The organism is Streptomyces sp. NBC_01296, assembly GCF_035984415.1.
GTDB lineage: Bacteria > Actinomycetota > Actinomycetes > Streptomycetales > Streptomycetaceae > Streptomyces.
The window spans coordinates 3,619,210-3,644,501 of record NZ_CP130720.1 but is presented as its reverse complement, the minus strand read 5'-3'; the positions used below and the strand labels follow the sequence as shown (position 1 = coordinate 3,644,501).

At 71.4% G+C, this 25,292-nt stretch carries 22 protein-coding genes and 1 pseudogene; 16 read left to right on the top strand and 7 right to left on the bottom strand.

What is annotated here, in order from left to right:
- Window positions 1–107 precede the first annotated feature (107 nt).
- Window positions 108–728 carry a L,D-transpeptidase family protein gene (locus OG299_RS16145; protein ID WP_323179031.1) on the bottom strand — a complete coding sequence of 207 codons (621 nt, stop codon included), beginning with the start codon at window positions 726–728 and terminating at the stop codon, window positions 108–110.
- Window positions 729–735: 7 nt separating this feature from the next.
- Here OG299_RS16145 and OG299_RS42745 point away from each other — a divergent pair, with 7 nt between their 5' ends.
- The 3 genes from OG299_RS42745 (at window position 736) to leuE (ending at window position 3,463) form a co-directional block, all read left to right on the top strand.
- Window positions 736–903, top strand: coding sequence for a hypothetical protein (locus tag OG299_RS42745; RefSeq protein ID WP_442817513.1), 168 nt, complete (start codon window positions 736–738; stop codon window positions 901–903).
- 254 nt (window positions 904–1,157) lie between these two features.
- Entirely contained in the window at window positions 1,158–2,738 is a 1,581-nt protein-coding gene (locus OG299_RS16140) for an acyl-CoA mutase large subunit family protein (protein WP_327361846.1), read from the top strand.
- Window positions 2,739–2,809: 71 nt separating this feature from the next.
- A complete protein-coding gene (gene leuE, locus OG299_RS16135; protein ID WP_266626222.1) occupies window positions 2,810–3,463 on the top strand; it encodes a leucine efflux protein LeuE in 654 nt (217 codons plus the stop codon).
- Window positions 3,464–3,833: 370 nt separating this feature from the next.
- Here the strand turns inward: leuE and OG299_RS16130 are convergent, their stop codons facing one another.
- Together OG299_RS16130 and OG299_RS16125 are read right to left on the bottom strand one after the other, a co-directional pair.
- Complete coding sequence (locus OG299_RS16130; RefSeq protein WP_327361845.1) at window positions 3,834–5,198, bottom strand: polysialyltransferase family glycosyltransferase; 1,365 nt, start codon at window positions 5,196–5,198, stop codon at window positions 3,834–3,836.
- Window positions 5,198–6,205 carry a glycosyltransferase family 2 protein gene (locus OG299_RS16125; RefSeq protein WP_327361844.1) on the bottom strand — a complete coding sequence of 336 codons (1,008 nt, stop codon included), beginning with the start codon at window positions 6,203–6,205 and terminating at the stop codon, window positions 5,198–5,200. Before OG299_RS16125 ends, OG299_RS16130 begins: the two co-directional genes overlap by 1 nt.
- Before the next feature lie 176 nt (window positions 6,206–6,381).
- Between OG299_RS16125 and OG299_RS16120 the strand changes: the two genes are divergently transcribed.
- The 12 genes and pseudogenes from OG299_RS16120 to OG299_RS16065 all read left to right on the top strand — a co-directional run bounded on the left by OG299_RS16120 (window position 6,382) and on the right by OG299_RS16065 (window position 19,776).
- Window positions 6,382–7,722 carry a DUF6716 putative glycosyltransferase gene (locus OG299_RS16120; protein WP_327361843.1) on the top strand — a complete coding sequence of 447 codons (1,341 nt, stop codon included), beginning with the start codon at window positions 6,382–6,384 and terminating at the stop codon, window positions 7,720–7,722.
- Window positions 7,719–8,411, top strand: a pseudogene (locus tag OG299_RS16115) (acylneuraminate cytidylyltransferase family protein); the annotation flags it as partial. The gene OG299_RS16120 and the pseudogene OG299_RS16115, both read left to right, overlap by 4 nt.
- Before the next feature lie 47 nt (window positions 8,412–8,458).
- Window positions 8,459–9,370: an N-acetylneuraminate synthase family protein gene (locus OG299_RS16110; protein WP_266626214.1), complete on the top strand. Its 912-nt coding sequence runs from the start codon at window positions 8,459–8,461 to the stop codon at window positions 9,368–9,370.
- A gap of 92 nt (window positions 9,371–9,462) precedes the next feature.
- Complete coding sequence (locus OG299_RS16105) at window positions 9,463–10,662, top strand: hypothetical protein (RefSeq protein ID WP_327361842.1); 1,200 nt, start codon at window positions 9,463–9,465, stop codon at window positions 10,660–10,662.
- Window positions 10,663–10,799: 137 nt separating this feature from the next.
- Entirely contained in the window at window positions 10,800–12,044 is a 1,245-nt protein-coding gene (locus tag OG299_RS16100; protein WP_327364533.1) for an amidohydrolase, read from the top strand.
- Window positions 12,045–12,262: 218 nt separating this feature from the next.
- Window positions 12,263–13,324 carry a BMP family lipoprotein gene (locus OG299_RS16095; protein ID WP_266626210.1) on the top strand — a complete coding sequence of 354 codons (1,062 nt, stop codon included), beginning with the start codon at window positions 12,263–12,265 and terminating at the stop codon, window positions 13,322–13,324.
- A 226-nt stretch (window positions 13,325–13,550) separates the two neighbouring features.
- Window positions 13,551–15,206 (top strand): ABC transporter ATP-binding protein, encoded by a 1,656-nt coding sequence (locus tag OG299_RS16090; protein ID WP_406514218.1) that lies wholly within the window; start codon window positions 13,551–13,553, stop codon window positions 15,204–15,206.
- Window positions 15,203–16,318 (top strand): ABC transporter permease, encoded by a 1,116-nt coding sequence (locus OG299_RS16085; protein ID WP_266626208.1) that lies wholly within the window; start codon window positions 15,203–15,205, stop codon window positions 16,316–16,318. The genes OG299_RS16090 and OG299_RS16085 overlap by 4 nt, the downstream gene beginning before the upstream one ends.
- Window positions 16,315–17,580 (top strand): ABC transporter permease, encoded by a 1,266-nt coding sequence (locus tag OG299_RS16080; RefSeq protein WP_266664498.1) that lies wholly within the window; start codon window positions 16,315–16,317, stop codon window positions 17,578–17,580. The genes OG299_RS16085 and OG299_RS16080 overlap by 4 nt, the downstream gene beginning before the upstream one ends.
- Window positions 17,577–17,966, top strand: a complete 390-nt coding sequence (locus OG299_RS16075; protein ID WP_327361841.1) for a cytidine deaminase — start codon at window positions 17,577–17,579, stop codon at window positions 17,964–17,966. The genes OG299_RS16080 and OG299_RS16075 overlap by 4 nt, the downstream gene beginning before the upstream one ends.
- 94 nt (window positions 17,967–18,060) lie before the next feature.
- Complete coding sequence (locus OG299_RS16070; RefSeq protein ID WP_266626202.1) at window positions 18,061–19,338, top strand: thymidine phosphorylase; 1,278 nt, start codon at window positions 18,061–18,063, stop codon at window positions 19,336–19,338.
- 111 nt (window positions 19,339–19,449) lie between these two features.
- Entirely contained in the window at window positions 19,450–19,776 is a 327-nt protein-coding gene (locus OG299_RS16065) for an STAS domain-containing protein (protein WP_266633292.1), read from the top strand.
- Here OG299_RS16065 and OG299_RS16060 read toward each other — a convergent pair.
- The 3 genes from OG299_RS16060 to OG299_RS16050 all read right to left on the bottom strand — a co-directional run bounded on the left by OG299_RS16060 (window position 19,663) and on the right by OG299_RS16050 (window position 22,896).
- On the bottom strand, window positions 19,663–20,676 hold the full coding sequence (locus tag OG299_RS16060) for a sigma-70 family RNA polymerase sigma factor (protein ID WP_327361840.1): 1,014 nt from the start codon (window positions 20,674–20,676) through the stop codon (window positions 19,663–19,665). The two genes, OG299_RS16065 and OG299_RS16060, sit on opposite strands and share 114 nt — an antisense overlap.
- 75 nt (window positions 20,677–20,751) lie before the next feature.
- Window positions 20,752–21,468 carry a L,D-transpeptidase family protein gene (locus tag OG299_RS16055; RefSeq protein ID WP_442817590.1) on the bottom strand — a complete coding sequence of 239 codons (717 nt, stop codon included), beginning with the start codon at window positions 21,466–21,468 and terminating at the stop codon, window positions 20,752–20,754.
- 144 nt (window positions 21,469–21,612) lie between these two features.
- Window positions 21,613–22,896 carry an MFS transporter gene (locus OG299_RS16050; protein ID WP_266626198.1) on the bottom strand — a complete coding sequence of 428 codons (1,284 nt, stop codon included), beginning with the start codon at window positions 22,894–22,896 and terminating at the stop codon, window positions 21,613–21,615.
- Between the two features lie 99 nt (window positions 22,897–22,995).
- Between OG299_RS16050 and OG299_RS16045 the strand changes: the two genes are divergently transcribed.
- A complete protein-coding gene (locus OG299_RS16045) occupies window positions 22,996–23,994 on the top strand; it encodes a LysR family transcriptional regulator (RefSeq protein ID WP_266626196.1) in 999 nt (332 codons plus the stop codon).
- On the opposite strand, the gene OG299_RS16040 is transcribed toward OG299_RS16045, so the two are convergent.
- Window positions 23,937–24,977 carry a helix-turn-helix transcriptional regulator gene (locus OG299_RS16040; RefSeq protein ID WP_327361838.1) on the bottom strand — a complete coding sequence of 347 codons (1,041 nt, stop codon included), beginning with the start codon at window positions 24,975–24,977 and terminating at the stop codon, window positions 23,937–23,939. The genes OG299_RS16045 and OG299_RS16040 overlap by 58 nt on opposite strands.
- Window positions 24,978–25,292 lie beyond the last annotated feature (315 nt).

Here is a 25,292-nt window from a genome sequence, read left to right as displayed (position 1 = left end):
CGCCTTTTACTTCTTCGACCGGATCACCGGGATCCCCGGGATCGCCCGGGGACCATCGCCATCACGCGGATCACCCTGATCGCGCGGATCATGCGGATCGCCCGGGATCACCAGTAGACGACGACCTTGTCGCCGACGTGCACCTGCTCGAACAGCGAAGCGAGCTTGCCCTTGTCCCGGACGTTCACGCAGCCGTGCGAGGCGCCGGCGTAGCCGCGGGCCGCGAAGTCGGCGGAGTAGTGCACCGCCTGGCCCTGGCTGAAGAACATCGAGTACGGCATCGGCGTGTGGTAGATGGTCGACGTCCAGTCCTTGGCCTTCCACTCCACCTTGAACTCGCCCTCACGGGTCGGGGTGTTCTCGGAGCCGAAGCGGACGTCCAGGGTGGAGACGATCTTGCCGTCGATCATCCAGGCGAGCGTGCGGCTCTCCTTGCTGATGCACATGACGCGGCCCGTCATGCAGCGCGGGTCCGGCGCGTCGACCTCGTTGACGGTCGGCGGGCGCAGCTCGTCGGCGGTGGGCTTCTTGCTGAGGCTCTGGATCTTCTTCCAGGTGGCCTCGTCGACGGCACCGGACGCCGTCAGGTCGTTCTTCGCCTGGAAGGCCTTGACCGCGGTGGTCGTCTTCGAACCGTAGAAGCCGGTGGGCGCGACCGTCATGTACTTGAGCTGCTTCAGGCGGGCCTGGAGCTCGCGGATCTGCTCGCTCTCGTCGCCGTTCGCCATGATGGCCTTGACCGTCGGCGAGGGAGACGCGGACGGCGAGGCCGACTGCGAGGCGGACGGCGAGGGCGAGGTGTCGGCGGGCTTGTTGTCCGTCGACTGGGAGCTCTCGGGGGTGGAACCCGCCGCGGACGCGGACGGAACCGAAGAGGCGGAGCCGGCCGGCTCCGTCTTCTGAGGCCCGCAGGCGGTCGCGGCGAGCGCGACGGCGGTGGCCACCCCGAGCGTGCGGATTATGACTCTCTGGCGGTGCATTGCAGTCCCCCGATTTCTACGTCGTGTATCTAGGTGATGCCTGGCGGGCGTGGAGAGTTGCAGACGATCCAGGGATGTTGCGCCATTGTGACCAGCGGCCGTCAGTGGACGGCCGGAGCCGTCGCGGGGAGGTTTTATCAGCCCCGGGGCCGTTTGCTCTATGGAGGGCTTCGTCACATGGCGAGTACTGAGAGCGGATTTCCGATCGAACCCGTTTACGGGCCCGGCGATCTGACGGGGTGGGATCCCGGGGGCAAACTGGGTGAACCAGGGGCGTATCCGTACACGCGAGGGGTCTACCCGACGATGTACACCGGCAAGCCGTGGACGATGCGGCAGTACGCCGGGTTCGGGACGGCGGCCGAATCCAACGCCCGGTACCGGCAGCTCATCGCCGGCGGCGGCACCGGGCTGTCCGTCGCCTTCGACCTGCCGACGCAGATGGGGCAAGACTCCGACGCGCCGCTCGCGCACGGGGAGGTCGGCAAGGTCGGCGTCGCGATCGACTCGGTCGAGGACATGCGGGTGCTGTTCGACGGGATCCCGCTCGACCGGGTCTCCACGTCCATGACGATCAACGCCCCGGCGGCGCTGCTCCTGCTGATGTACCAGCTGGTCGCCGAGGAGCACGGGATCGACGGCGGGCAGCTGACCGGGACCGTCCAGAACGACGTGCTCAAGGAGTACATCGCGCGCGGCACCTACATCTTCCCGCCCGGGCCCTCGCTGCGGCTGACGGCCGACACCTTCCGCTACTGCAAGGCCGAGATCCCGCGCTGGAACACCATCTCCATCTCCGGCTACCACATGGCCGAGGCCGGGGCCTCGCCCGCGCAGGAGATCGGCTTCACGCTGGCGGACGGGATCGCGTACGTACGGACCGCGCTGGCCGCCGGGATGGAGGTCGACGAGTTCGCCCCGCGCCTGTCCTTCTTCTTCGTCGCCCGCACCACGCTGCTGGAGGAGGTCGCGAAGTTCCGGGCCGCACGGCGGATCTGGGCCCGGGTCATGCGCGAGGAGTTCGGGGCCCGGAACCCGAAGTCGCTGATGCTGCGCTTCCACACCCAGACGGCCGGGGTCCAGCTGACGGCGCAGCAGCCGGAGCTGAATCTCGTACGGGTGGCCGTGCAGGCGCTCGGGGCGGTGCTGGGCGGAACGCAGTCGCTGCACACCAACTCCTTCGACGAGGCGATCGCCCTGCCGACGGAGAAATCGGCGCGCCTCGCGCTGCGGACGCAGCAGGTGCTGGCGTACGAGACGGACGTGCCGCACACCGTCGACCCCTTCGCCGGGTCGTACGCGGTGGAGCGGATGACGGACGAGGTCGAGGCGGCGGCGCTCGCGCTGATGCAGCGCGTCGAGGACCTGGGCGGGGCGGTGGCCGCGATCGAGGCCGGATTCCAGAAGGGGGAGATCGAGCGGAACGCGTACCGCATCGCGCGGGAGACGGACGGCGGCGAGCGCGTGGTGGTCGGGGTCAACCGGTTCGCGCTGGAGCAGGAGGAGCGGTACGAGCCGCTCCGCGTCGACCCGGAGATCGAGAACCGGCAGCGGGAGGCGCTGGCGGCGCTGCGCGCGAGCCGCGACGGCGAGGCGGTGTCGACGGCGCTGGCCGCGCTCCGCGAGGCGGCGGCCGGCACGGCGAACGTGCTCCATCCCATGAAGGAGGCCCTGCGCGCCCGCGCCACGGTGGGCGAGGTCTGCAACGCGCTGCGGGAGGTGTGGGGGACGTACGAACCGGCGGATGCCACATGGTGACATCCACACGGTGACATCCACATGGTGATATCAAGCCACGACAGGTGCATCCCTATGGGACACTCCTGCTCATGCTGGGTGTCACCGATCTGCCGACCTACCTCGTCGGGCTCATACTGATCATTTTGCTGCCGGGGCCGAACTCGCTGTACGTGCTGTCCGTCGCGGCGCGCCGCGGCGTGCGCACCGGGTACAAGGCCGCCGCCGGGGTGTTCACCGGCGACGCCGTGCTCATGGCGCTCTCCGCCGCGGGCGCCGGGGCGCTGCTCCAGACGAGTCCGGTGGCCTTCGGCATCGTCAAGCTGCTCGGCGCCGGGTACCTGACCTGGCTCGCGGTCGGGATGATGCGCGGGGCGTGGGCGCTGTGGCGCTCGCGGGCCGAGCGGGAGGAGCAGGCCGAGGTCCCGACCGCGGGCGAGGCCGCGGAGGGGGAGCGGCCGTACCGCCGGGCGCTGCTGATCAGCCTGTTCAACCCCAAGGCGATCCTGTTCCTCATCTCCTTCTTCGTGCAGTTCGTGGATCCCTCGTACGCCTACCCGGCGCTCTCGTTCCTGCTGCTGGGCGCGCTGCTCCAGCTCGGCAGCTTCCTGTACCTGACTCTGCTGATCTTCAGCGGGACCCGGCTGTCCGCCGCCTTCCGCCGCCGCAAGCGGCTCTCGGCCGGGGCCACCTCGGCGGCGGGCGTGCTGTTCCTCGGCTTCGCCGCCAAGCTCGCCGTCAGCTAGTGCCGCGTCAGGCAACGTTTGCCCGTCAAGGAGCGGCGTCCGGTGCGTGCTCTCGGCGTGCCGGCCGCAAGCGCTCGTACTGGACGTACTTGAGCTTTCGGCCGGTGCGGCGAGAGTGCGTGCCGGGCGTCGCGACGGGGCGAACGTTGCCTGACGCGGCACTAGCTCCTGTCTTTCGGATCAGCTCAGGTCCAACCGCAGCTCCGCCCAGAGCGTCCGGCACATCCCGAGGATCCGCTCGGCCCCCAGCGGCTGCTGGAGCATCGTCAGGTTGACCAGGAAGTCCGCAGCCCGTCGAGGGCCCGTAACCGCCCGGCGGCCCCCTCGGTACGAGGAGCCGGAACGGTGGTCCGCGGGGTGGCGGTCGCCGTCACCGCGTGCGGGCCGCGCGCAGCCGCTTCAGCCGGCGGACCACGCGGCGGACGGCCGGGCTGTGCGGCAGGAAGGACAGCTGGGCCGGGATGCCGCCGGGCAGCCCGAGGGTGGTCAGCCGGCGGCGCTTGAAGTAGCGCCAGGTCCGGTCGTCCAGATGCGCGGCGAGATGGCGTTCGGCCTCGGTGCGGCGCGCCGCCAGGATCTGCGGCTGCATGGTGAACCCGACCGCGGTGAGCAGCCCGGCCAGGCCGTCCCGGACCTCGTCGGGCCCGGGTGTGCTCCAGCCGGCGACGGCCTCGGCGTCCGCGAGGGCGGGGAGCAGCGCGTCGACCACCGTGAGCGGGATCCGGTTGCTGTTCTGGTACGGGGTGAGGCGGGCCAGTATGGCCTCGGTCCCGGTGCGCGCCACCGGCAGCCCGTACAGGGTGGCGGCGGTGAGCAGTCCGGTGGAGAAGCAGCCGACGACCAGGGCGGGGCGCAGCCGCTGGTAGAGGGTCTCGGCCAGGACCGGGGTGGCCATGACGGTGAGGCGGGCGCCCAGCCGCTCGGCCTCGGCCTCGGCGCGGCGCGAGTACGCGGCGGGGGCGCTGGGGTGCGGTTTGAAGACGAGCTCCCGGTGGCCGAGGGCGTACGCGCCCCGGACCATCTCGACGTGGAGCTCCTCCTCTTCCTGCGGGGAGAGGAGTTCGAGGGCGGAGAGGTACTGGCCCAGCAGCAGCGCCGGCGCCTCGCCGACCCCGTCCAGCTCGGGCCCGTACGAGGGGAGTTCGCCGAGCACCTTGAGGAACTCCGGTGTCGGGACCAGCTCCGGCGGCACGTCGAACTCGGTGAGCAGCAGGGGCTCCAGACCCGGCACCAGGTCCAGGTGCAGGACGCGGCGCACGCGCATGCCGAGCTGCGGGTCGAGGCGGAAGCGGGTGGGTCCGTAGCTCATCAGCCCGTCGGCGTAGACGTCGACGGCGGCGCCGGGGAACAGCGTGCACAGGGTCCGGGCGGGCGGGACCTGGATCGACTCCACGATGATCTCGACGCGGTCCTCGCCCAGCCCCCAGATCGCCCGGAGCTGGCGTTCCCACAGCGGGACGTCCTCGGGGCGCGGGGCCCAGGCGCTGGGGTGCTGCGGGGCGATGGCGGCGTTCCAGTCGAGCACCTCGTCGAAGCGGGTGCGCAGCGCGGCGAAGCCCGGCATGTCGGCGAGTCCGGGGGAGACCTCGGCGGTGAGGGCGTGGTTGCTGGTGAGCAGGATGCGGCGGCCGGCCGGCGGGAAGCTGCCCGCGTCGATGGCGGCGGCGAGCGTGGCCATCCCGTAGAGCGTGGAGGCGAGGAAGATCTGGGTGCACGGGGTGCTCTGAGCGGCCATCAGGCAGCGGCTCCTGCTCGGGTGTCCGTTCCGGTGCCCGGACGCGTGCGTGCGGGGCGGCGGCGCAGGCGGCGCAGCAGGGCGGAGCGGTCGGCGTCCATCGCGTTCAGGGCCTGGTCGAGTACGTCCTGCGGCATGCGTCCGAGAGCGTCCGTGCTCATCGAACGGAGTTTCTTGGCCACAGCAGGCTCGAACCTTTCGATGGACCCGATATGGTGCGCGATAATTGCACAATATGTTCGGACGGCTTTCGGAAGAAGAAGATCACGATCGGGATCTCCGGCCGTATCCGCCAGGACCTGGTCGAATGCCTTGATGAAATCGAGCTGGCGCTCGTCCTTGATCTGCGTCAGCGAGGTCGATACGCCCCGCCGGTAGAAGATCCCGGGCAGCCCGACCGCCGCGAACGACCCGGCCCCCCGGTGCAGCCGCCAGATCCACGGCCGGTCCTCGGCCGTCCGCAGCCCGTCGGTGAAGTGCAGCAGCCCGCGGTCCAGCAGCCGCCGGTGGTACATGCCCGCCCAGGCGTACGGGTAGTCCACCGAGGTGGCCCGGGAGGCGGGCAGGATCCCGCCCCGCGGATCGCCGACCACCAGCTGCGGACCGTAGGGGACGCGCTGCACGGAGCGGGTGCGGCCGGTCACCTGGACATGGTCGTTGCGGACGAAATCGCAGCTCAGAGCCTCTATGGCGGCCAGCGTCCGGGCCAGGTGGCCGGGCGCCAGCCAGTCGTCCCCGTCCAGGAACGTCACGTACTCGCCGCGGGCCGCGTCCAGGCCGGTGTTCCGGGCGGTGGCCAGGCCGCCGTTCCGTTCGTGTCTGAGGAGCACCGCCCCCGGCAGCTCGCGCGCCGCCCGCTCCAGGAGTTCGGGCGTCCCGTCCGTCGAGCAGTCGTCGACGAGCAGGAACTCGAAATCGTCCCGGGCGTTGAGTTCGAGGCTTTTCAGGGCATCCGGTGCGTATGTCTGCACGTTGTAGAACGGCACGACAACAGAGAGCTTGAGCACCTGCGAGACGTTAAGGCGTCGTCCGGCATTCACCATGGCCCGTATGCGGATTCCATGTGAACGACGCAGGGCGGGCGCGTTAACCCGTGCGGTTTCGCATGACGTAGACGGGTTGTTAACCCGCTGTTGTGCGTTCGTTGGGCCGATCACCGAAATTGCGGAATAGCTTCTGCCGGGTGCCAGCCAGTAATCGTGCCGCCACTCATACTCGTACTGCCCTTCGCATCGCCGTACTCGCCGATTCCGATACGCGATGGAAATGGGGAGCACTCACCGCCCGCCGCCTCGCGGCGGAGCCGCACCTCACCGGATACCTGCTCCGCGGCCGGGCCACCCCGACCGCGCGCCAGCTGGGCGAGGTGGGCGTCCGCGCCGACCGGCTCTCCGAGGTGACCTGCGCGCAGTTCCTCGCGGAGCTCGAGCGCGAGCGGTACGACGTCGTCGTCCTCGCTCTCGTCGGCGGAGCCGTCCAGGCAGTCCTGCACGGGGTCCGCGCCCTGTGGCCCGAGCCCGCCGCCCGCCCCGTCCTCGTCACCGGGTACGTGGGCGTCGTATACGAGAAGCTCGCCGACGGGCTGCTGCTCAGGCACGGGGCGGACCTCGTCCTCGCCAACTCCCGGTACGACGCGGGACGCTTCCGCGCGGTGTACGAGGGCGTCGGCGCCGACGCCGGCGCCGTCACGCAGACGGCACTGCCGTTCCTGGACGGAGCGGCGTACGAAAGGGCCGGCAGCAGCGCCCACACCGTGGTCTTCGCCGTCCAGCCGTCCGTCCCCGAGAGCCGCGCCGACCGCGCGTACCTGCTGGAGCGGGCGGCCCGGCACGCCCGGCTGCACCCCGGACGCGAGGTGCTGATCAAGCTGCGCAGCCGGCCCGGGGAGCACACCACGCACCTGGAGGAGCAGCCCTACCAGCGGCTGGCCGAGCGGATCCCCGGCGGACTGCCCGCCAACTGCCGCCTGGTGTACGGGAACATGGGCGAGGTCCTGGACGGCACCGACCTGCTGGTCACCGTCTCCTCCACGGCCGCCCTGGAGTCCCTGCACCGCGGGATCCCGACGGCCGTCCTCACCGACCTCGGCATCCGCGAGGTGCTCGGCAACCACCACTTCCTCGGCTCGGGCTGCCTGGCCTCCTGGAACCAGCTCGACGCGGGCCTGCTGCCGCAGGGCGACCCGGACTGGCTGGCCGACCAGGGGGTGACGGGTGCGTCCGGCGCCCCGGACTCCTTCGCCGCCGCCCGCGCCCGGCTCGGCGAACTGCTGGACCTCCCCGTCCTCCCCGCCGTCGCCCCCTACTACACGCAGGTCACCGCGCCCGGTTACCTGCCCGGGATCCTGGCCCGGCACCACCTCGCCCCCGACGGGACCCCGCTGCCCGGCGCCGTCCGGGAGGGCGGCGGCGAGTCCCGGCTGCGCCGCTGGCTCCGCTCGCACCTGCGCGAGGCCGCCCGCGGGGCGTACCGGCACGGGGTCCAGCGCGTGGCCCCGATGATCCGCCGGATGGGGGAGCTGTGAGCCCCGCCGCGCCCCGGCGCGTGCTGGCCGTGATCCCGGCCCGCGGCGGCTCCAAGGGCGTCCCGGGCAAGAACCTCGCCGAGGTGGCCGGAGTCCCGCTCGTCGTCCGGGCCGTCCGGGCCTGCCGGGGCGCCGCCACCGTCACCGACGTCGTGGTCTCCACCGACGCCGGGCCCATCGCCGACGCCGCCCGCACCGCCGGGGCCGACGCGATCCGCCGGCCCGCGGCGATCTCCGGGGATACCGCGAGCAGCGAAGCCGCCGTGCTGCACGCGCTCGACGCCTTCGAGGAACTGCACTCCCTCACCGTGGACGTCGTCCTCCTCGTCCAGTGCACCAGCCCCTTCCTGACCTCCTGCGACGTCGAGTCGGTCGCCGCCGCCGTCGCATCCGGCGCGGCCGACTCGGCCCTGACCGTCGCCCCCTTCCACGGCTTCCTCTGGCGGGAGGCGGCCGACGGCGCCGGCAGCGGCGTCAACCACGACAAGGCCGTACGCCCCCGCCGGCAGGACCGCCCCCAGGACCTGCTGGAGACCGGCGCCGCCTACGCCATGGACGCCGCCGGCTTCCGCACCGCCCGGCACCGCTTCTTCGGACGCACCCTCCCCGTCGCCACCGACCCCGCACGGGTCCTGGAGATCGACGACCCGCACGACCTGGCCCGCGCCCGGCTCCTCGCCCCCCTGTTCACACCCCCTCCGCACCCCCACGCACCGAACGAAGGACCTGAGCTGCCATGACCGTCGCCACCCCCAACTCCCGCCTGCGCACCTTCGGCTCGCGCACCGCCGGCCCCGGCCGCCCCGTCTACGTCGTCGGCGAGATCGGCATCAACCACAACGGCGACCTCGGCAACGCGTTCGCCCTCATCGACGCCGCCGCCGAAGCGGGCTGCGACGCGGTGAAGTTCCAGAAGCGCACCCCGGAGATCTGCACCCCGCGCGACCAGTGGGACATCGAGCGCGACACCCCCTGGGGCCGGATGACGTACATCGACTACCGCCACCGCGTGGAGTTCGGCGAGGCCGAGTACCGCTCCATCGACGAGCACTGCGCCAAGCGCGGCATCGACTGGTTCGCCTCCCCGTGGGACACCGAGGCCGTCGCCTTCCTGGAGAAGTTCGACGTCCCCGCCCACAAGGTGGCCTCCGCCTCCCTCACCGACGACGAGCTGCTGCGCGCCCTGCGCGCCACCGGCCGCACCGTCGTCCTCTCCACCGGCATGTCCACCCCGAAGCAGATCCGGCACGCGGTGGAGGTGCTCGGCAGCGACAACATCCTGCTCTGCCACGCCACTTCGACGTACCCGGCCAAGGCGGAGGAGCTCAACCTGCGGGTGATCAACACCCTGCAGGAGGAGTACCCCAACGTCCCGATCGGCTACTCCGGCCACGAGACGGGCCTGCAGACCACCCTCGCGGCCGTCGCCCTCGGTGCCACCTTCGTCGAGCGGCACATCACCCTCGACCGCGCCATGTGGGGCTCCGACCAGGCCGCCTCCGTGGAGCCGGGCGGCCTCGCCCGCCTGGTCCGCGACATCCGCACCATCGAGACCGCCCTCGGCGACGGCATCAAGCGCGTCTACGACTCCGAGCTCGGCCCCATGAAGAAGCTCCGGCGGGTCCGGGGCGAACTCGCCTCGGTCTGAGCTGCGGCCTTCCGGCCCCTCGGCCTTTGCGCTGCCCCGCCCGGTGTCCGTCCGGTACGACGCTCCGCCCCCGCCCTGACGAGGAGTACGTGGTGACCCCCCCAGCCTCCACCCTGGCTTTCGTCGAGAGTCCGGTCCAGCTCCTGAACGTGCTGGAGTGGGCGTACGCCGAAGCCGTGTCCGCACCGGGCGGTGCCGTCCGGCTGGCCGGCGTCCCCCGCCAGCCGGGCCCGATCGCCTCCCGCGGACCCGAAGGGGGCGGCCCTCCCCGCCCCGCCCTCGGCGGCGGGTCCGGTTCGGCGAGCGCAGCGTCCTGGCTGCGGATCGTCGTACTGCCCCCCACCGACCCCATGTCCCGCGGCCAGCTGCGCCGGATGGCGGGCCTCGCACGGGACGAGGGGTACGAGGTCGCCTGGCAGGAGGCCCGCGGCGGCCGGCTCGCGCCCTTCAAGGCGCTCGCCGCGCTCGCCCGGGACGTGCGCGCGGCCCGCCGGGTCGTCGTCGGCGACCCCTTCTCCCGGTACGTGCAGCTCCTGCTCACCCTCGTACGGGCCGAGGAGCTCGTGGTGGTCGACGACGGGACCGCCACCATGGAGTTCGTCGCCCAGACCGGCCGCGGCGAGCGCCTCGTACGCTGGCACCGGGTCGGCGGCGGAGGCCTGCCCGGCCGCGTCCGCGAGCTCGCGTACGCACCGGTCTCGGCCACCGCCCGGCGCCGCTTCACCCCGGCCGCGGGCAAGGGGCGCCGCGTCGAGGTGTTCAGCTCGATGCCCGTCACCGTCCACGGCGCGATGACGCTGCGGGTCAACGAGTTCGCCTGGACCCGCTCCCGGTTCGGGCCGCCGCGCCTGACCAAGGGCACCGACCTCGTCGGGACCTCCCTCGTGGAGACCGGTGTGGTCGACCCGGCCCGCTACCTGGACGCCGTACGCGCCCTGACCCTGGAGCACGGGGCCACCCGCTACTTCGCGCACCGCCGGGAGTCCGCGGCGAAGCTGCGCGCGCTCAGCGAGGCGACCGGGCTCGAGATCGTCCGTCCGGACCTGCCGCTGGAGCTGATCGCCCGGCGCGGACCCGTCGGCCGTACGATCGTCAGCTTTCCGTCCACCGTCGTCCACACCCTCCCGTACGCGCTGACCGGAACCGGTGTGACCGTCGCCGTATGCGATGTCGACCCGGCCTGGCTCACCGGCTCCGCCTCGCCGCGGGCCCGCAGCTTCCTCGCCGGGGTCACCGAGACCGCCCGTGATGTGCACAGACTGCCTGCCCAGACGGCCTCTGCGGCCGGATGAGCGCGCGAGTTTACCCCCGGGTGCATCCGGTCATGCGTCCAGAGGTCTGGTTTTTTTCCCCTAACGGCATGAACTTTTGGTGATCTCCGGCCAGTTGAGCCATTCGTGGGCCTACCCTTCAACGGGTGAACCAGTTGATGTCCCGCGAGTCCCAGACCGCCCTGCCCGGCACGCCCGACCGGCCCGAGCTGCCCGGCAAGCTTCCGGACCACCTGCGTGCCGAACTGATCGCCTTCCGCCGGGACTTGCACATGCACCCCGAGCTAGGACACCAGGAGTTCCGCACCACGGCGGCGATCAAGGCCCGGCTGGAGAAAGCCGGCCTGCGCCCCCGCGTGCTGAAGTCCGGAACCGGCCTGATCTGTGACGTGGGCACCTGGGACGGGGGCCGGCCGATGCTGGCCCTGCGCGCAGACATCGACGCCCTGCCCATTCCGGACACCAAGACCCACGTCGCGTACCGCTCGACCTTCCCCGACCGCGCCCACGCCTGCGGCCACGACGTGCACACCGCGGTCGTCCTCGGCGCGGGCCTGGTCCTCGCCGACCTCGACCGGCAGGGCCTGCTGCCCCGCCCCGTGCGGCTGCTGTTCCAGCCCGCCGAGGAGGTGCTGCCCGGCGGAGCCACCGACGCCATCGAATCCGGTGTCCTGGACGGCGTGGGCCGGATCGTCGCGGTGCACTGCGACCCGCGGGTCGACGCCGGGAAGATCGGACTGCGGACCGGGCCCATCACCTCGGCCTGCGACCGGCTGGAGATCACGCTGGCCGGCCCGGGCGGACACACCGCCCGCCCGCACCTGACCACCGACCTGGTGACGGCCGCCGCCCGGGTCGCCGTCGACCTGCCGGCCGTGATGTCCCGCCGGATGGACGCCCGCTCGGGCATGTCCATCACCTGGGGCCGGATCGAGGCCGGGCACGCCTGCAACGTGATCCCGATGCACGCCGAGCTGTCCGGGACCATCCGCTGCCTGGACATCAACGCCTGGCACGAGGCGCCCGACCAGATCCACTCCGCGATCGACGAGATCGCCGGGATGCACCGCGCCAAGTCGGAGATCACCTACGTGCGCGGGGTGCCGCCGGTCGTCAACGACCCGGTGGTCACCGAGCTGCTGCGCGAGTCGATGGAGGCCCGGCTCGGCAAGGAGTCCGTCGAGGACACCGAGCAGAGCCTCGGCGGCGAGGACTTCTCCTGGTACCTCGAGCACGTGCCCGGAGCCATGGCCCGGCTCGGCGTGCACACCCCCGGCGCGAGCGCCAAGAGGGACCTGCACCGGGGCGACTTCGACGTGGACGAGTCCGCTATCGGGGTCGGCGTGGAGTTCTTCACGGCCGCCGCACTGCTCGACGGGCGGCGTTCGAGTCCGATCGGGTAAAAATTCCTACAACATCTGAGCGCCTGCCGTCACACCTGTCCGGCCCTTGGTACACAAGGGCTGGACGTCCGGGCAGTTACCAATCGGTCACTGTCCGATTCGCGACGATCCGATAACGACTCATGAACGGCCCTTTAACTGACATCTACGCGCGTTACGATCGCCGCTAAACCAGCGCCGGTCGTGGCGCTTCGGTCAGGTTTTGAAGGAGCCTCCCCTTGCGCCGGATCACCAGGATCGCCACCGTGGGCATCGCGTCCGCGGCGCTGGCCCTCTCGGCCACCGCCTGTGGCGGAAAGAAGTCGTCCGACACCGCCGCCTCCCCCTCGGAGTCGGGTGGTGCCAAGTCCGCCGCCATCGCCTACGACATCGGCGGCCGCGGTGACCAGTCGTTCAACGACGCCGCGTTCGCGGGTCTGGACAAGGCTGAGAAGGAACTGAAGATCAAGGGCGCCGAGGCGGAGCCCACCGAAGGCGAGAGCGAGGCCGACAAGGTCCAGCGCCTCACCGAGCTGGCCCGCAAGGGCAACAACCCGGTCATCGGTGTTGGCTTCTCGTACGCCCCGGCCATCAAGAAGGTCGCCTCGAAGTTCCCGAACACCACGTTCGCGATCATCGACGACACCTCGGTGACCGACAAGAACATCGCGAACCTGGTCTTCAACGAGGAGCAGGGCTCCTACCTGGCCGGCGTCGCCGCCGCCAAGGCCTCCAAGACCGGCACGGTCGGCTTCATCGGCGGTGTCGAGGTTCCGCTGATCAAGAAGTTCGAGGCGGGCTTCACCCAGGGCGTCAAGGACACCAACCCGAACGCCAAGGTGCTGTCGACCTACCTGACCCAGCCGCCGGACTTCTCCGGTTTCGCCAAGCCCGACCTGGGCAAGGCCGCCGCCAAGGGCCAGCTCGACAACGGCGCCGACGTGATCTACTCCGCCGCCGGCCTCGCCGGCTCCGGTGCGATCGAGGCCACCGCCACCGCCGGCAAGTGGGCCATCGGCGTCGACTCGGACCAGTACAACCAGGCCGGTCTGGCCAAGTACAAGGACCACATCCTGACTTCGGTCACCAAGGACGTGTCCGGTGCGGTCTACAACGTGATCAAGTCCGTTGAGGACGGCAAGCCGGAGAACGGCGAGGTCCGCTACGGCCTCGACAAGAACGGCGTGGGCCTGGCCGACTCCAACCCGGAGTACAAGAAGATGGCCGACGTGACCGCCGCCGTCGAGAAGGCCAAGGCCGACATCATCGCCAAGAAGATCAACGTCAAGACCGCCCCGTAAGGCCGTCCCAGACGTGAAGTAGATGGTCCCGGGGCCCGGGAAGCGGTCTCCACCGCTCCCGGGCCCCGAACCGCATTCCGTGATCCTTGTGGCCAGTTGGCCGCAAGTTTTCACTTTCGACAGTGCTACGCGCGTAGAGGCATCGTGGACGCGATACCTTCTCTCCCCGCCCTGTCCCCCCTGCCTCCAGGCTTTCCAGCTCCTTCCGCGCCAAGGAGAGTGCGTCATCAACGCGTCCAGCCCCCCTGCCGTAGAACTGCACGGCATCACCAAGCGTTTCCCCGGCGTCGTCGCCAACAAGGACATCGCCATCACCGTCCGCAAGGGCACGGTCCACGCCCTGATCGGTGAGAACGGTGCCGGCAAGTCGACCCTGATGAAGATCCTCTACGGCATGCAGAAGCCGGACGAGGGCACCATCGCCATCGACGGGGAGCAGGTCACCTTCGCCAACCCCGGCGAGGCCATCGCCCGGGGCATCGGCATGGTGCACCAGCACTTCATGCTCGCCGACAACCTCACCGTCCTGGAGAACGTCGTTCTCGGCGGCGAGAAGCTGTACGGCATCGGCGGCAAGGCCCGCAAGAAGATCCTGGAGATCTCGGACGCGTACGGCCTCGGCGTGCGCCCCGACGCCCTGGTCGAGGACCTCGGCGTCGCCGACCGGCAGCGCGTGGAGATCCTCAAGGTCCTCTACCGCGGCGCCCGCACCCTCATCCTCGACGAGCCGACCGCCGTGCTCGTGCCGCAGGAAGTCGACGCACTCTTCGACAACCTGCGCGAGCTCAAGGCCGAGGGCCTGACCGTCATCTTCATCTCGCACAAGCTGGGCGAGGTGCTCAAGGTCGCCGACGACATCACCGTCATCCGCCGCGGCACCACCGTCGGCACCGCCGACCCGAAGACCGCGACGACCAAGCAGCTCGCCGAGCTCATGGTCGGCAGCGAGCTGCCCTCGCCGGAGACCCGCGAGTCGACGGTCACGGACGTCCCGATGCTGACCGTCCAGAGCCTGACCCTCGCCGCGTCCGACGCCGTCGTCGTCGAGCCCGAGACCATGGCCCCGACGGACCCGGAGGACTCCACCCTCCACGAGCACGTCGAAACCGGCCGGCTCCTGCTCGACGACATCAACTTCACCATCCACAAGGGCGAGATCCTCGGCATCGCGGGTGTCGAGGGCAACGGCCAGACGGAGCTCATCGAAGCCCTGATGGGCATGAACTCCGCCGACTCGGGCGTGATCACCCTTGACGGCCGCGACATCACGAAGACGCCGGTGCGCAAGCGCCGCGAGGGCGGCATCGGGTACATCCCCGAGGACCGCCACCGCCACGGCCTGCTGCTGGAGTCCTCGCTCTGGGAGAACCGCATCCTCGGCCACGTGACCGAGGCGCCCAACTCCAAGCGCGGCATCCTCGACCCGAAGGCCGCCCGCAAGGACACCGAGCGGATCGTGCGCGAGTACGACGTGCGCACGCCCGGCATCGACGTGACCGCGGCCTCCCTCTCCGGCGGCAACCAGCAGAAGCTGATCGTCGGCCGCGAGATGAGCCACAACCCGAAGTTCCTCATCGCCGCCCACCCCACCCGCGGTGTGGACGTCGGTGCGCAGGCGCAGATCTGGGACGCGATCCGCGAGGCCCGCCGCGAGGGCCTGGCCGTGCTCCTGATCTCCGCCGACCTGGACGAGCTCATCGGCCTGTCCGACACCCTGCGCGTCATCTACCGCGGCCGCCTGGTCGCGGACGCCGACCCGGCGACCATCACGCCGGAGGAGCTCGGCACCGCCATGACGGGTGCCGCGCGCGGCCACCTGGACGAATCCGACAACCACTCCGCCGATGCCGACGGTGACACGACGGAGGACGAGGCACGATGAAGAAATTCGACAAGGACCGGCTGCTCCTCGCTGCCGCCGGCCCGGTGCTCGCGCTGGTCAGCGCCTTCCTGCTGACCATGATCGTGCTGGCCGCCTCGGGCGTGGACCCGATCGAGCCGCTGCGCATCATGATCGAGCAGGCCAGTTACGAGGACGTCCAGGTCCTGATCATCAATCAGGCCGGCATCTACTACCTGGCAGCCCTGGCCGTGGCCATCGGCTTCCGGATGAACCTCTTCAACATCGGTGTGGACGGCCAGTACCGCCTCGCCGCGATGGTCTCGGCCGTCGTCGGTACCGCGGTCACGCTGCCGGGTCCGCTGCACATCCTGCTGATCGTGGCCGTGGCCATGCTCACCGGTGCCTTCTGGGCCGGCATCGCGGGCATCCTCAAGGCCAAGCGCGGTGTGAGCGAGGTCGTCTCCACGATCATGCTCAACGCCATCGCGACCGCCGTGATCGCCTGGCTGATCCTGCCCAAGAACCTGGGCGTGCAGCCGGCCGGCTCCAACGACCTGACCACCGGCGAGATCGCCGAGTCGGGCTGGTTCCCGTCCCTGACCATGGGTGACGGCCTGGAGGTCTACGGATTCACCTTCGTGGCCTTCGCCCTCGGCATCGTCTACTGGTTCGTCCTCAACCGGACCCGGTTCGGCTTCGACCTGCGCGCCACCGGCGCCAGCGAGTCCGCCGCCCAGGCCTCCGGCGTCGACGCCAAGAAGATGATCATGACGTCGATGCTCATCTCGGGCGCGGTCGCCGGCCTCACCGGCATGCCGCTGCTGCTCGGCGAGTCCCACACGTACAACCTGTCCTTCCCGCTGGGCGTCGGCTTCACCGGCATCACCATCGCGCTGCTGGGCCGCAACAACCCGCTCGGCATCTTCTTCTCCGCCCTCCTGATCGCCTTCATCGACAAGGCGTCCGCCGGTCTCGACCAGAACGGCTACGCCAAGGAGATCGGCACGATCATGCAGGGCCTGATCGTGATCGCGGTCGTCGTCAGCTACGAGCTCGTCCGCCGCTACGGCATCCGCCGCCAGCAGCAGAAGGTCGGCGAGGAGCTGGCCGCCGGCCACGCCATCAAGACCGACAAGGAGGTTGCGGCGTGAGCACCAGCACCGTTTCCGCGACGAGCGCCGCGCCCAAGAAGAACGGCGGCCGCCGCAAGCTCACCCTGCCCTGGATCCTGCTGATCATCGCGGGCGGTCTCGCCCTGATCTCGCTGGTCCGGGTCGTCTCCGGCGCCAATGACCTGACCTCCATCGGCCAGGTCTCCGGTGCCCTCCAGCTCGCCGTGCCGATCGCCATGGCCGGCCTCGGCGGCCTGTGGGCCGAGCGCGCAGGCGTCGTCAACATCGGCCTCGAAGGCATGATGATCCTCGGCACCTGGTTCGGCGCCTGGGCCGGCTACCAGTGGGGCCCGTGGACCGGCGTTGCGATGGGCATCGTCGGCGGCGCCATCGGCGGCCTGCTGCACGCGATCATCACGGTCACGTTCAACGTCAACCACATCGTCTCCGGTGTGGCGGTCAACATCCTGGCCATCGGCTTCACCCAGTACCTGTCGAACTTCACCTTCGACAAGGCCCCGGGCGGCTCCTCCAAGCAGTCCCCGCGCATCGACCCGATCACCGAGATCACCATCCCAGGACTGTCGGACGGGTTGGCCACGCTCCAGGGCAAGCACTGGTTCCTGATCTCGGACCTCGCCGGCATCCTCGGCGGTCTCGTCACCAACCTGTCGCTGCTGACCGTCGTGGCGATCCTGCTGATCCCCGCCACCTGGTGGGTGCTGTGGCGCACGGCCTTCGGCCTGCGGCTGCGCTCCTGCGGTGAGAACCCGATCGCCGCCGAGTCCCTCGGCGTCAACGTCTACAAGTACAAGTACATCGCCGTGGTCGTCTCCGGTGCGATGGCCGGCCTCGGCGGCGCGTTCCTCGCGATCGTCTCCACCGGCATCTACCAGGAGGGCCAGACCGGCGGCCGCGGCTACATCGGTCTCGCCGCGATGATCTTCGGTAACTGGATGCCGGGCGGCATGGCCCTCGGCTCGGGCCTGTTCGGCTTCACCTACAGCCTGAAGCTGCGCGGCGGCGCCGAGAACGTCCACGCGATGCTGCTGCTCATCGCGATCCTGCTCGTGGTGGCCTGCGCCTGGCAGCTGTACAAGAAGAAGCACGTCCAGGCCGCCATCGCGGCCGCGTGCGCGGCCGGCCTGTTCCTCTGGTACGCGCTGACCGACGCGGTGCCGAGCCAGTTCGTGGACGCGGCCCCGTACGTCACCACGCTCCTGGTGCTCGCGCTCTCCGCGCAGCGGCTGCGGATGCCGAAGGCGGACGGCATGCCCTACCGCAAGGGCCAGGGCAAGTGACCGACGTGGACTGGGAGGCCCTGCGGGCCGCCGCCCGGGAGGTCATGTCCCGGGCGTACGCCCCGTACTCCGGCTTCCGGGTCGGGGCCGCCGCCCTCGTCGACGACGGCCGCACCGTGGTCGGCTGCAACGTGGAGAACGCCAGCTACGGGCTCAGCCTGTGCGCCGAGTGCGGGCTGGTCTCCGCGCTCCAGGCCACGGGCGGCGGCCGCCTGACGCACTTCACGTGCGTGGACGGCAAGGGCGAGATCCTCGTCCCGTGCGGGCGCTGCCGCCAGCTGCTCTTCGAGTTCGGCGGGCCGGAACTGCTGGTGGAGACCCCGAAGGGGATCCTTCCGCTGGCCGAGATGCTGCCGCAGGCCTTCGGGCCGGACCATCTGAGATAGCCGTGCCGACGGCCCTTCGCCCTGCCGGGCGAAGGGCCGTCTCCCTTCCGTCTTTCTTTCCCCTCATCTCTATGCGCGTAGAAGGAAGCACCACATGGACGTCATCTCCGTCATCCGGACCAAGCGGGACCGCGGTGAGCTGAGCCCCGAGCAGATCGACTGGGTCATCGACGCGTACACGCGCGGTGTCGTCGCCGACGAGCAGATGTCGGCGCTGGCGATGGCCATCCTGCTGAACGGCATGAACCGGTCCGAGATCAAGCGCTGGACCGCCGCGATGATCGCGTCGGGCGAGCGGATGAACTTCGACTCCCTGTCCCGCCCGACCGCCGACAAGCACTCCACGGGCGGCGTCGGCGACAAGATCACCCTCCCGCTGGCCCCCCTCGTCGCCGCGTGCGGCGCGGCCGTGCCGCAGCTTTCGGGCCGCGGCCTCGGGCACACCGGCGGCACCCTGGACAAGCTGGAGTCGATCCCCGGCTGGCGCGCGCTGCTCTCCAACGAGGAGATGATGCACGTCCTCGACACCACCGGCGCGGTCATCTGCGCGGCGGGCGACGGCCTGGCCCCCGCGGACAAGAAGCTGTACGCCCTGCGCGACGTGACGGGCACCGTCGAGGCCATCCCGCTGATCGCCTCTTCGATCATGTCGAAGAAGATCGCCGAGGGCACCGGCTCGCTCGTCCTCGACGTGAAGGTCGGCACCGGCGCGTTCATGAAGAACATCGAGGACGCGCGCGAGCTCGCCTCGACGATGGTCGCCCTCGGTACGGACAGCGGCGTCAAGACGATCGCCCTGCTCACCGACATGTCCACCCCGCTCGGCCTGACGGCCGGCAACGCGCTGGAGATCCGCGAGTCGGTCGAGGTCCTGGCCGGCGGCGGCCCCTCCGACGTCGTCGAGCTGACCCTGGCGCTGGCCCGCGAGATGCTGGACGCGGCGGGCATCAAGGACGCCGACCCGGCCAAGGCGCTGGCCGACGGCTCCGCGATGGACGTCTGGCGCCGGATGATCGCGGCCCAGGGCGGCGACCCGGACGCGGCCCTCCCGGTGGCCCGCGAGCAGCACGTCGTCACCGCCCCCGAGTCGGGCGTGCTGACCCGCCTGGACGCGTACGGCGTCGGCGTCGGCGCCTGGCGCCTGGGCGCCGGCCGCGCGCGCAAGGAGGACCCGGTGCAGGCGGGCGCCGGCATCGAGCTGCACGCCAAGCCGGGCGACACCGTGGTGGCCGGCCAGCCGCTGATGACGCTGCACACGGACACCCCGGAGAAGTTCGACTACGCCCTGGCCTCCCTGGAGGGCACGTACGACATCGCCCCGGCCGGCACGGCGTTCTCCGCCGCGCCGATCGTCCTGGACCGCATCGCCTGACCTGCGGCCCCCCCAACGCGTCGGCGCGGCTCCCCGTCCGGAGCCGCGCCGGCGTCTTTGCGCGCACCGATGAGTTCGGGCGGGCCCGGCAGTCACTCCTGCGTGGAGATCATGCGACTCGTGCTGCCCGGGCCCCGACCGACCGCGCAGGACGTGGACGGGTTGAGCGCCCGCCTGGTCCGGCTGTACGAGGGCGGGGCCGCCGCGGTGGTGTGCGACGCCGCCGCCGTCACCGCCCCTGACCTGGGGGTCGTCGAGGCGCTGGCCCGGCTGCGGCTCGCCGCCCGGGGCCGGCCGTTCCGGGTGACCGGCGCCGCGCCCGCCCTACGCGCCCTGCTGGACCTCGTCGGCCTCCTCGAGCTGCTCGGGGAGGCCGAACAGGGGGAACCAGCGGTCGGTGTCCAAGAAGGCGTTGAGCCCGACGATCTTGCCGTCTGAGATCTCCAGGACCTGCAGCGCCCACGGCACGTGCCCCGGCTTCCCGTCCTCCCGCGGCCGGTACTGGCCGAAGGCCGGCAGGCCGTTCGCCGTGGTCGGGACCAGGCGGGAGCCCTTGCAGCCGATGCCCTGGTGCAGATGCCACGCCGCGATGTCCGCATGCCCCTGCAGCCACAGGTCGAACGGCGGCATCGACAGCACCGCGTCCTCGTGCAGCAGCGTGGTCAGCCGCGAGATGTCGTAGGCCTCGAACGCCGAGAGGTACTGCTCCAGCAGCTTCACCTGCTCCGCGTCCAGCGGGTCCGCCGCCTCGCTCTCGCGCATGCGGGTGGCGGACATCGTGGCCCGGGCCCGCTGCAGGGCGCTGTTCACCGAGGCCACCGTGGTCTCCAGCAGCGCCGCGACCTCGTCCGCCTTCCACGCCAGCACCTCGCGCAGGATCAGCACCGCCCGCTGCTTCGCCGGCAGGTGCTGCAGCGCCGCCACGAACGCGAGCCGTACGGATTCCTTCGCCAGCGCCATCTCCGCCGGATCGGCGGTCTGCGGCAGCACCCGCCCGTCCGGGACCGGCTCCAGCCACGTCGCCTCGGGCGACTGGCTCAGCACCGCGGACGCCTGGTGCTGCGGGGCACTGAGGTCCATCGGGCGGGCCCGCTTGTTCCCCGCGCTCAGCAGGTCCAGACAGACGTTGGTGGCGATCCGGTACAGCCACGAGCGCAGCGAGGACCGGCCCTCGAACTTCGCGAAGCTGCGCCAGGCGCGGACGTACGTGTCCTGCACCGCGTCCTCGGCGTCGAAGGAGGAGCCGAGCATGCGGTAGCAGTAGCCGGTGAGCTCGACCCGGTAGCGGTCCATCGCCGCATCCAGGTCGGACTCGATGCCCGTGGCGAGGTCACTCATGGCTGTCTTCCCCCAGTCGGTCCGATACCTCGAAAACTACCGGAGGGGTCTGACAACGGCAGCCGGAAAGCCGGCCTAGGTACCGGGCTTGCGGCCGTACACGTACACGTCGTCGCCCTTGACCAGCAGGTTCCAGTACGCCTTCGCGTCCGCGGGCCGCATGTTCACGCACCCGCCGGACCCCGGCGGGTTCCACATGCTCTTCTCGACGGAGTGGAACGCGATCCCGTTGTCGAAGAACTGCGCGTACGGCATCGCCACGTCGTAGATCGTCGACCAGTGGTCGATGCTGCGGTAGTAGATCCGCTTCAGCCCGGTCCGGGTCTCGGTGCCGTCCTTCCCGGTGCGGACCGGCACCGGGCCGTACTTCAACGCGGCGCCGTCCTGGACCCAGCTGAGCTGGCGGGTCAGGTCGACGCAGGCGATCCGGCCCAGGTTCACCGGGCACTTCCCGTCCCTGTTCGGGGTCGTGCCCGCCGCCTGCTGCGCCAGCATGGTGCTCATCGTCTGCCAGGTCAGCGGCCCGGCGTACCCCGCGGTCGGGGTGATCCCGTGCTTGGCCTGGAACGCCTTGACGGCCTGGCAGTCGGCCGCGGACTGCCATCCGTCGACCGGCCGCCCCAGGAACTGCTCGACCTGCCGCTGGTACGGCCCCGTGGTCACGTTGCACGAGCCGGCGGCCTGCGCCGCCCCGCCCCCGCCGACCACCAGCGGGGCCGCGAGCACCACCGCCCCGCAGACCACCGCCGCCGCACGTCGCCCCGTACGCAGCCGTCCCGTACGCATCCGCATGGATTTCACGTCGGACTCCCTCCCACCTCCTCATGCCTGCCCGGCGGGGAGGGGCAACGCGCCGGAGCCCGGGGCGTCTTGCGCCTCCGGGCTCCGTAATTCCGCTCGTACCGATGCCGTACGGGCGATGCGCGCGCGGCCGTATCAGCGTGCGGCCGCCAGCGAGGTGAGCCGGCGCTCCGCACGGGCCGCGTGCGAGCCGTACAGGGTGATCGACACGACGCCGAGCACCGCCAGCAGCGCGATGCCCACCGTCGCCGCCCAGCCCGCCGAGTGGTAGGCGAGCGCGCCGAGCGTGCCGCCCGCGCTGGAGCCCAGGTAGTACGCCGACTGGTACAGCGCCGAGGCCTGCGCCCGGCCCGACGTCGCGGTCCGGCTCACCGCGGCGGACGCCACCGCGTGGCCCGCGAAGAAGCCGGCGGTGATCAGGACCAGCCCGACCAGGATCGCGGCGAGCGAGTCCGCCAGGGACAGCAGCAGGCCCAGCGCGGTCGTGGTCACCGCCAGGTACAGCGCACCGCGCCGCCCCGTACGGGCCACCAGCTGCCCGGCGGCGGCCGAGGAGACCGTACCGACCAGGTAGATCAGGAAGATCGAGCCGATCACGCCCTGCCCGAGGGAGAACGGCTCGTCGACCAGCCGGTAGCCGATGACGGTGTACACGGCGCCGAAGACGGTCATGAACAGCGCGCCGATCCCGTACAGCCGCATCAGCAGCGGATCGCGCAGATGGCCGGCGACGGTACGGCCGACCGCCCGCGGGTTCAGCGAGGCCGGGCGGAAGAACCGGGCCCGGGGGAGCAGCACCAGGAAGGCAGCCGCGCACGCCAGCGACATCAGGCCGACGGCCAGCAGCCCGCCCCGCCAGCCCCACACCTGGGCCGCCCAGCCGGTGACGAGGCGGCCGCTCATGCCGCCGATGGAATTGCCCGCCACGAACAGGCCGATCGCACCCACCAGCGCCTTCGGCTTGACCTCCTCCGCCAGGTACGCCATCGCGGAGGCCGGGATGCCGGCGATCGCCGCGCCCTGGACGGCGCGCAGCACCACCAGCCACTCCAGGTTCGGCGCGAACGGCACGAGGAGGCCGACGCCGACGGCGACCAGCATGGAGACCGTCATCATCCGGGTCCGCCCGAAGCGCTCGGAGAGCGCGCTGAGCGGCAGGACGAACAGGGCGAGCGCGCCGGTGGCCGCGGACACGGTCCAGCTGGCCTGACCCGCCGTCACCCCGAACCCGTCGGAGATCGCGGGCAGCAGCGCCTGGGTGGAGTAGAGGAGGGCGAACGTCGCGAGTCCGGCGGCGAAGAGCGCGAGGCTCATGCGGCGGTAGCCGGGGCGGCCGGGGGAGCGGGGTTCCGGTGCGGCAGGGGACGACAGGGTGGAGGCACCCGTGGTGACGGGCGCCCCGGTATGAACGGGAGGCATGCAACGACCGTAGACCCGCCCCGTTTCATGCGTCCAATGCACAGAATCGCGATAATCGATCCACTGGTGCATGACTGCAGTTCAGAGGGGTGCCTGTAAATGAACCGTTACGAAGAAGACATTGCGGTGACAGGTTTGCTGGCCCCGCGCCTGGCGTACTTCGCCGCCGTCGCCCGGCACGAGCACGTCACCCGCGCCGCGCACGAGCTGGGCGTCCCGCAGTCCACCCTGTCGCGGGCCATGGTCCGGCTCGAACAGGACCTCGGCGTCACGCTGTTCGCCCGCAAGGGCCGTACCGTCGCGCTCACCACGGCCGGGCGGACCTTCCTCGGCTCGGCCGAGCGGGCCCTCGCCGAAATCGCCCGCGCCGCCGAGTCGGTGCAGCAGGACGCCGACCCGGCCTTCGGCAAGGTGGCGTTCGGCTTCCTGCACACCCTCGGCCCCGAGACCGTACCCGGCCTGATCCGCGCCTTCCGCGCCGACCACCCGCGCGTGCGCTTCTCCCTGGTGCAGAACTACGGCGAGGCCATGCTCGAGAAGCTGCGGGCCGGCGAGCTCGACCTCTGCCTGACCTCACCGCTGCCCGACGCCCCCGACCTGGTCGCCCGCCGCCTGGACGTGCAGCGGCTGCGCCTGGTGGTCCCCGACGACCACCGCCTGGCCACCCGCAAGCGCATCCGCCTCGCCGAGGCCGCCGAGGAAACCTTCGTCACCCTGGAGCCCGGCTACGGCATGCGCCGCATCACCGACGACCTGTGCGCGGAGGCCGGGTTCACCCCGCGCGTGGCCTTCGAGGGCGAGGAGGCCGAGACCCTGCGCGGCCTGGTCGCGGCGGGCCTCGGCGTGGCCCTGCTGCCGCCGCCGGCCGTGGCCCGCCCCGGCGTGGTCGAGCTGACGGTGACGGCCCCGCGCGCGGTCCGCGAGATCGGCGTCGCCTGGCTCGACGGCCACCCCGACACCCCGCCGGTCGCCGAGTTCAAGCGCTTCCTGCTGTCCCGCCGCGGCCGGCTGATCCCGGAGCTGCACGGCTGGCACCCCGGTCAGGATCCGGCTTCCTCCCCGGAGGCGGCGGGAGCCGCCGCCGAGGAGAGCAAGTAGCCCGCCTGGAAACGGGACTTGGCGCCCACCGCCCGCATGGTCTGCGCGATGTGGCGCTGGCAGGTCCGCTCCGACATGCCCAGGCGGCGCGCGATCACCTTGTCCTCCAGCCCCTCCGACAGCAGCCGCACGATCGTCTGCCGCAGCTCGTCCGAGAGCGAGCGGGCCGCGTCCGGGCTCACCGTCGTGGGGAACGGCTCCGCTTCCACCCAGCACCGCTCGAACGCCGAGGTCATGAAGTGCACGACCGCCGGCTCCCGCACCACCAGCGCCGCCCCGCTGCGGTCCGGCACCGCCATCAGCCCCGTGTGCCCGTCGAAGACCAGCATCCGCATCAGGGCGTCGCCCAGCGTCCGCACCTGCGCGCCCAGCGCCGTCACCCGCTCCACGTACGCCGCCGTGGGCCGCGAGTAGCGGGCCGTGTGCTGGTAGATCGTGCGCATCCGCACCCCGCGCGCCAGCAGCGACTCGTCCCGCCCGATCGCCTCCTCGAGCGTCTCCACCGGCCGGCCCCCGCCCGGCTGCGAGGCCAGCAGCTCCCGCTCGCACCCCGCGGCCAGCTCCGCGATCAGCCCGCGCACCGCGCCCAGGTCGGTGACCAGCTCCAGCTTCGCCCGCCCGGACCCGTTGCGTTCGAGGTGCGCCGCTCCCGCCTCGTATGCCGGGACGAGCGCCTCCAGCCGCCCGCGCAGCCGGTCCATCTCGTCGTGGGTCTCCCGTACGAGCAGGGCCAGCGGGGCCAGCGCCCGGGCCGCCGCCGCCCGCGGCGCCACGGCGCTCCACCGCTCCGGACCGTCGCCGGAGGCCCGCTGGAGCAGGTGCGCGGCGGCCAGCTCGGTGATCGCCGCGGCCGCCCGCGCCCCGAGGGCCTCGGTGGCCTCGGCCGCGGCGAACGAATGCCGCTCCACGGCGTACGCGTACAGCCGCCGGGCGGCGCGGCTCAGGTCGCCCCCGTGCGGCTGGTCGGCTTCGTCGGCTGGCATGTGCGTATTCGTCCCGGCTTGCGGATGTTTATAAACCCCTCGTGTTCCCGCAAGGCGGCAAGACGACCCCCGATCGGGCGCCCTGCGGATATGCCGAACCGGCACAGTGGTCACACCGGGTGAAGGGGGAAACGCGGTGACGGGGGAGCGGGAGCGGGTTCGCAGGACCGGGCGGGGCCCATGGCGGTCCTGCTGAGCCCGCGCCCCGCCGTGGTGGTCGCGCCAGATCCGCCGGTGCCCTCCGACCGTGAGGGGACGGAGCGGCGGGCACGGACGGACCGGCGCGACCACCGCCGTACGCGCGGCGCCCGGCGC

Excerpts from the sequence above, each read along its gene's own strand:
- OG299_RS16145 (WP_323179031.1), bottom strand. The coding sequence starts at position 728 with ATGGCGAACGGCGACGAGAGCGAGCAGATCCGCGAGCTCCAGGCCCGC.
- OG299_RS16140 (WP_327361846.1), top strand. The coding sequence starts at position 1,158 with ATGGCGAGTACTGAGAGCGGATTTCCGATCGAACCCGTTTACGGGCCC.
- leuE (WP_266626222.1), top strand. The coding sequence starts at position 2,810 with ATGCTGGGTGTCACCGATCTGCCGACCTACCTCGTCGGGCTCATACTG.
- OG299_RS16130 (WP_327361845.1), bottom strand. The coding sequence starts at position 5,198 with ATGGCCGCTCAGAGCACCCCGTGCACCCAGATCTTCCTCGCCTCCACG.
- OG299_RS16110 (WP_266626214.1), top strand. The coding sequence starts at position 8,459 with ATGACCGTCGCCACCCCCAACTCCCGCCTGCGCACCTTCGGCTCGCGC.
- OG299_RS16100 (WP_327364533.1), top strand. The coding sequence starts at position 10,800 with ATGTCCCGCGAGTCCCAGACCGCCCTGCCCGGCACGCCCGACCGGCCC.
- OG299_RS16085 (WP_266626208.1), top strand. The coding sequence starts at position 15,203 with ATGAAGAAATTCGACAAGGACCGGCTGCTCCTCGCTGCCGCCGGCCCG.
- OG299_RS16070 (WP_266626202.1), top strand. The coding sequence starts at position 18,061 with ATGGACGTCATCTCCGTCATCCGGACCAAGCGGGACCGCGGTGAGCTG.
- OG299_RS16065 (WP_266633292.1), top strand. The coding sequence starts at position 19,450 with ATGCGACTCGTGCTGCCCGGGCCCCGACCGACCGCGCAGGACGTGGAC.
- OG299_RS16060 (WP_327361840.1), bottom strand. The coding sequence starts at position 20,676 with ATGAGTGACCTCGCCACGGGCATCGAGTCCGACCTGGATGCGGCGATG.
- OG299_RS16055 (WP_442817590.1), bottom strand. The coding sequence starts at position 21,468 with ATGCGGATGCGTACGGGACGGCTGCGTACGGGGCGACGTGCGGCGGCG.
- OG299_RS16050 (WP_266626198.1), bottom strand. The coding sequence starts at position 22,896 with ATGCCTCCCGTTCATACCGGGGCGCCCGTCACCACGGGTGCCTCCACC.
- OG299_RS16045 (WP_266626196.1), top strand. The coding sequence starts at position 22,996 with ATGAACCGTTACGAAGAAGACATTGCGGTGACAGGTTTGCTGGCCCCG.
- OG299_RS16040 (WP_327361838.1), bottom strand. The coding sequence starts at position 24,977 with ATGCCAGCCGACGAAGCCGACCAGCCGCACGGGGGCGACCTGAGCCGC.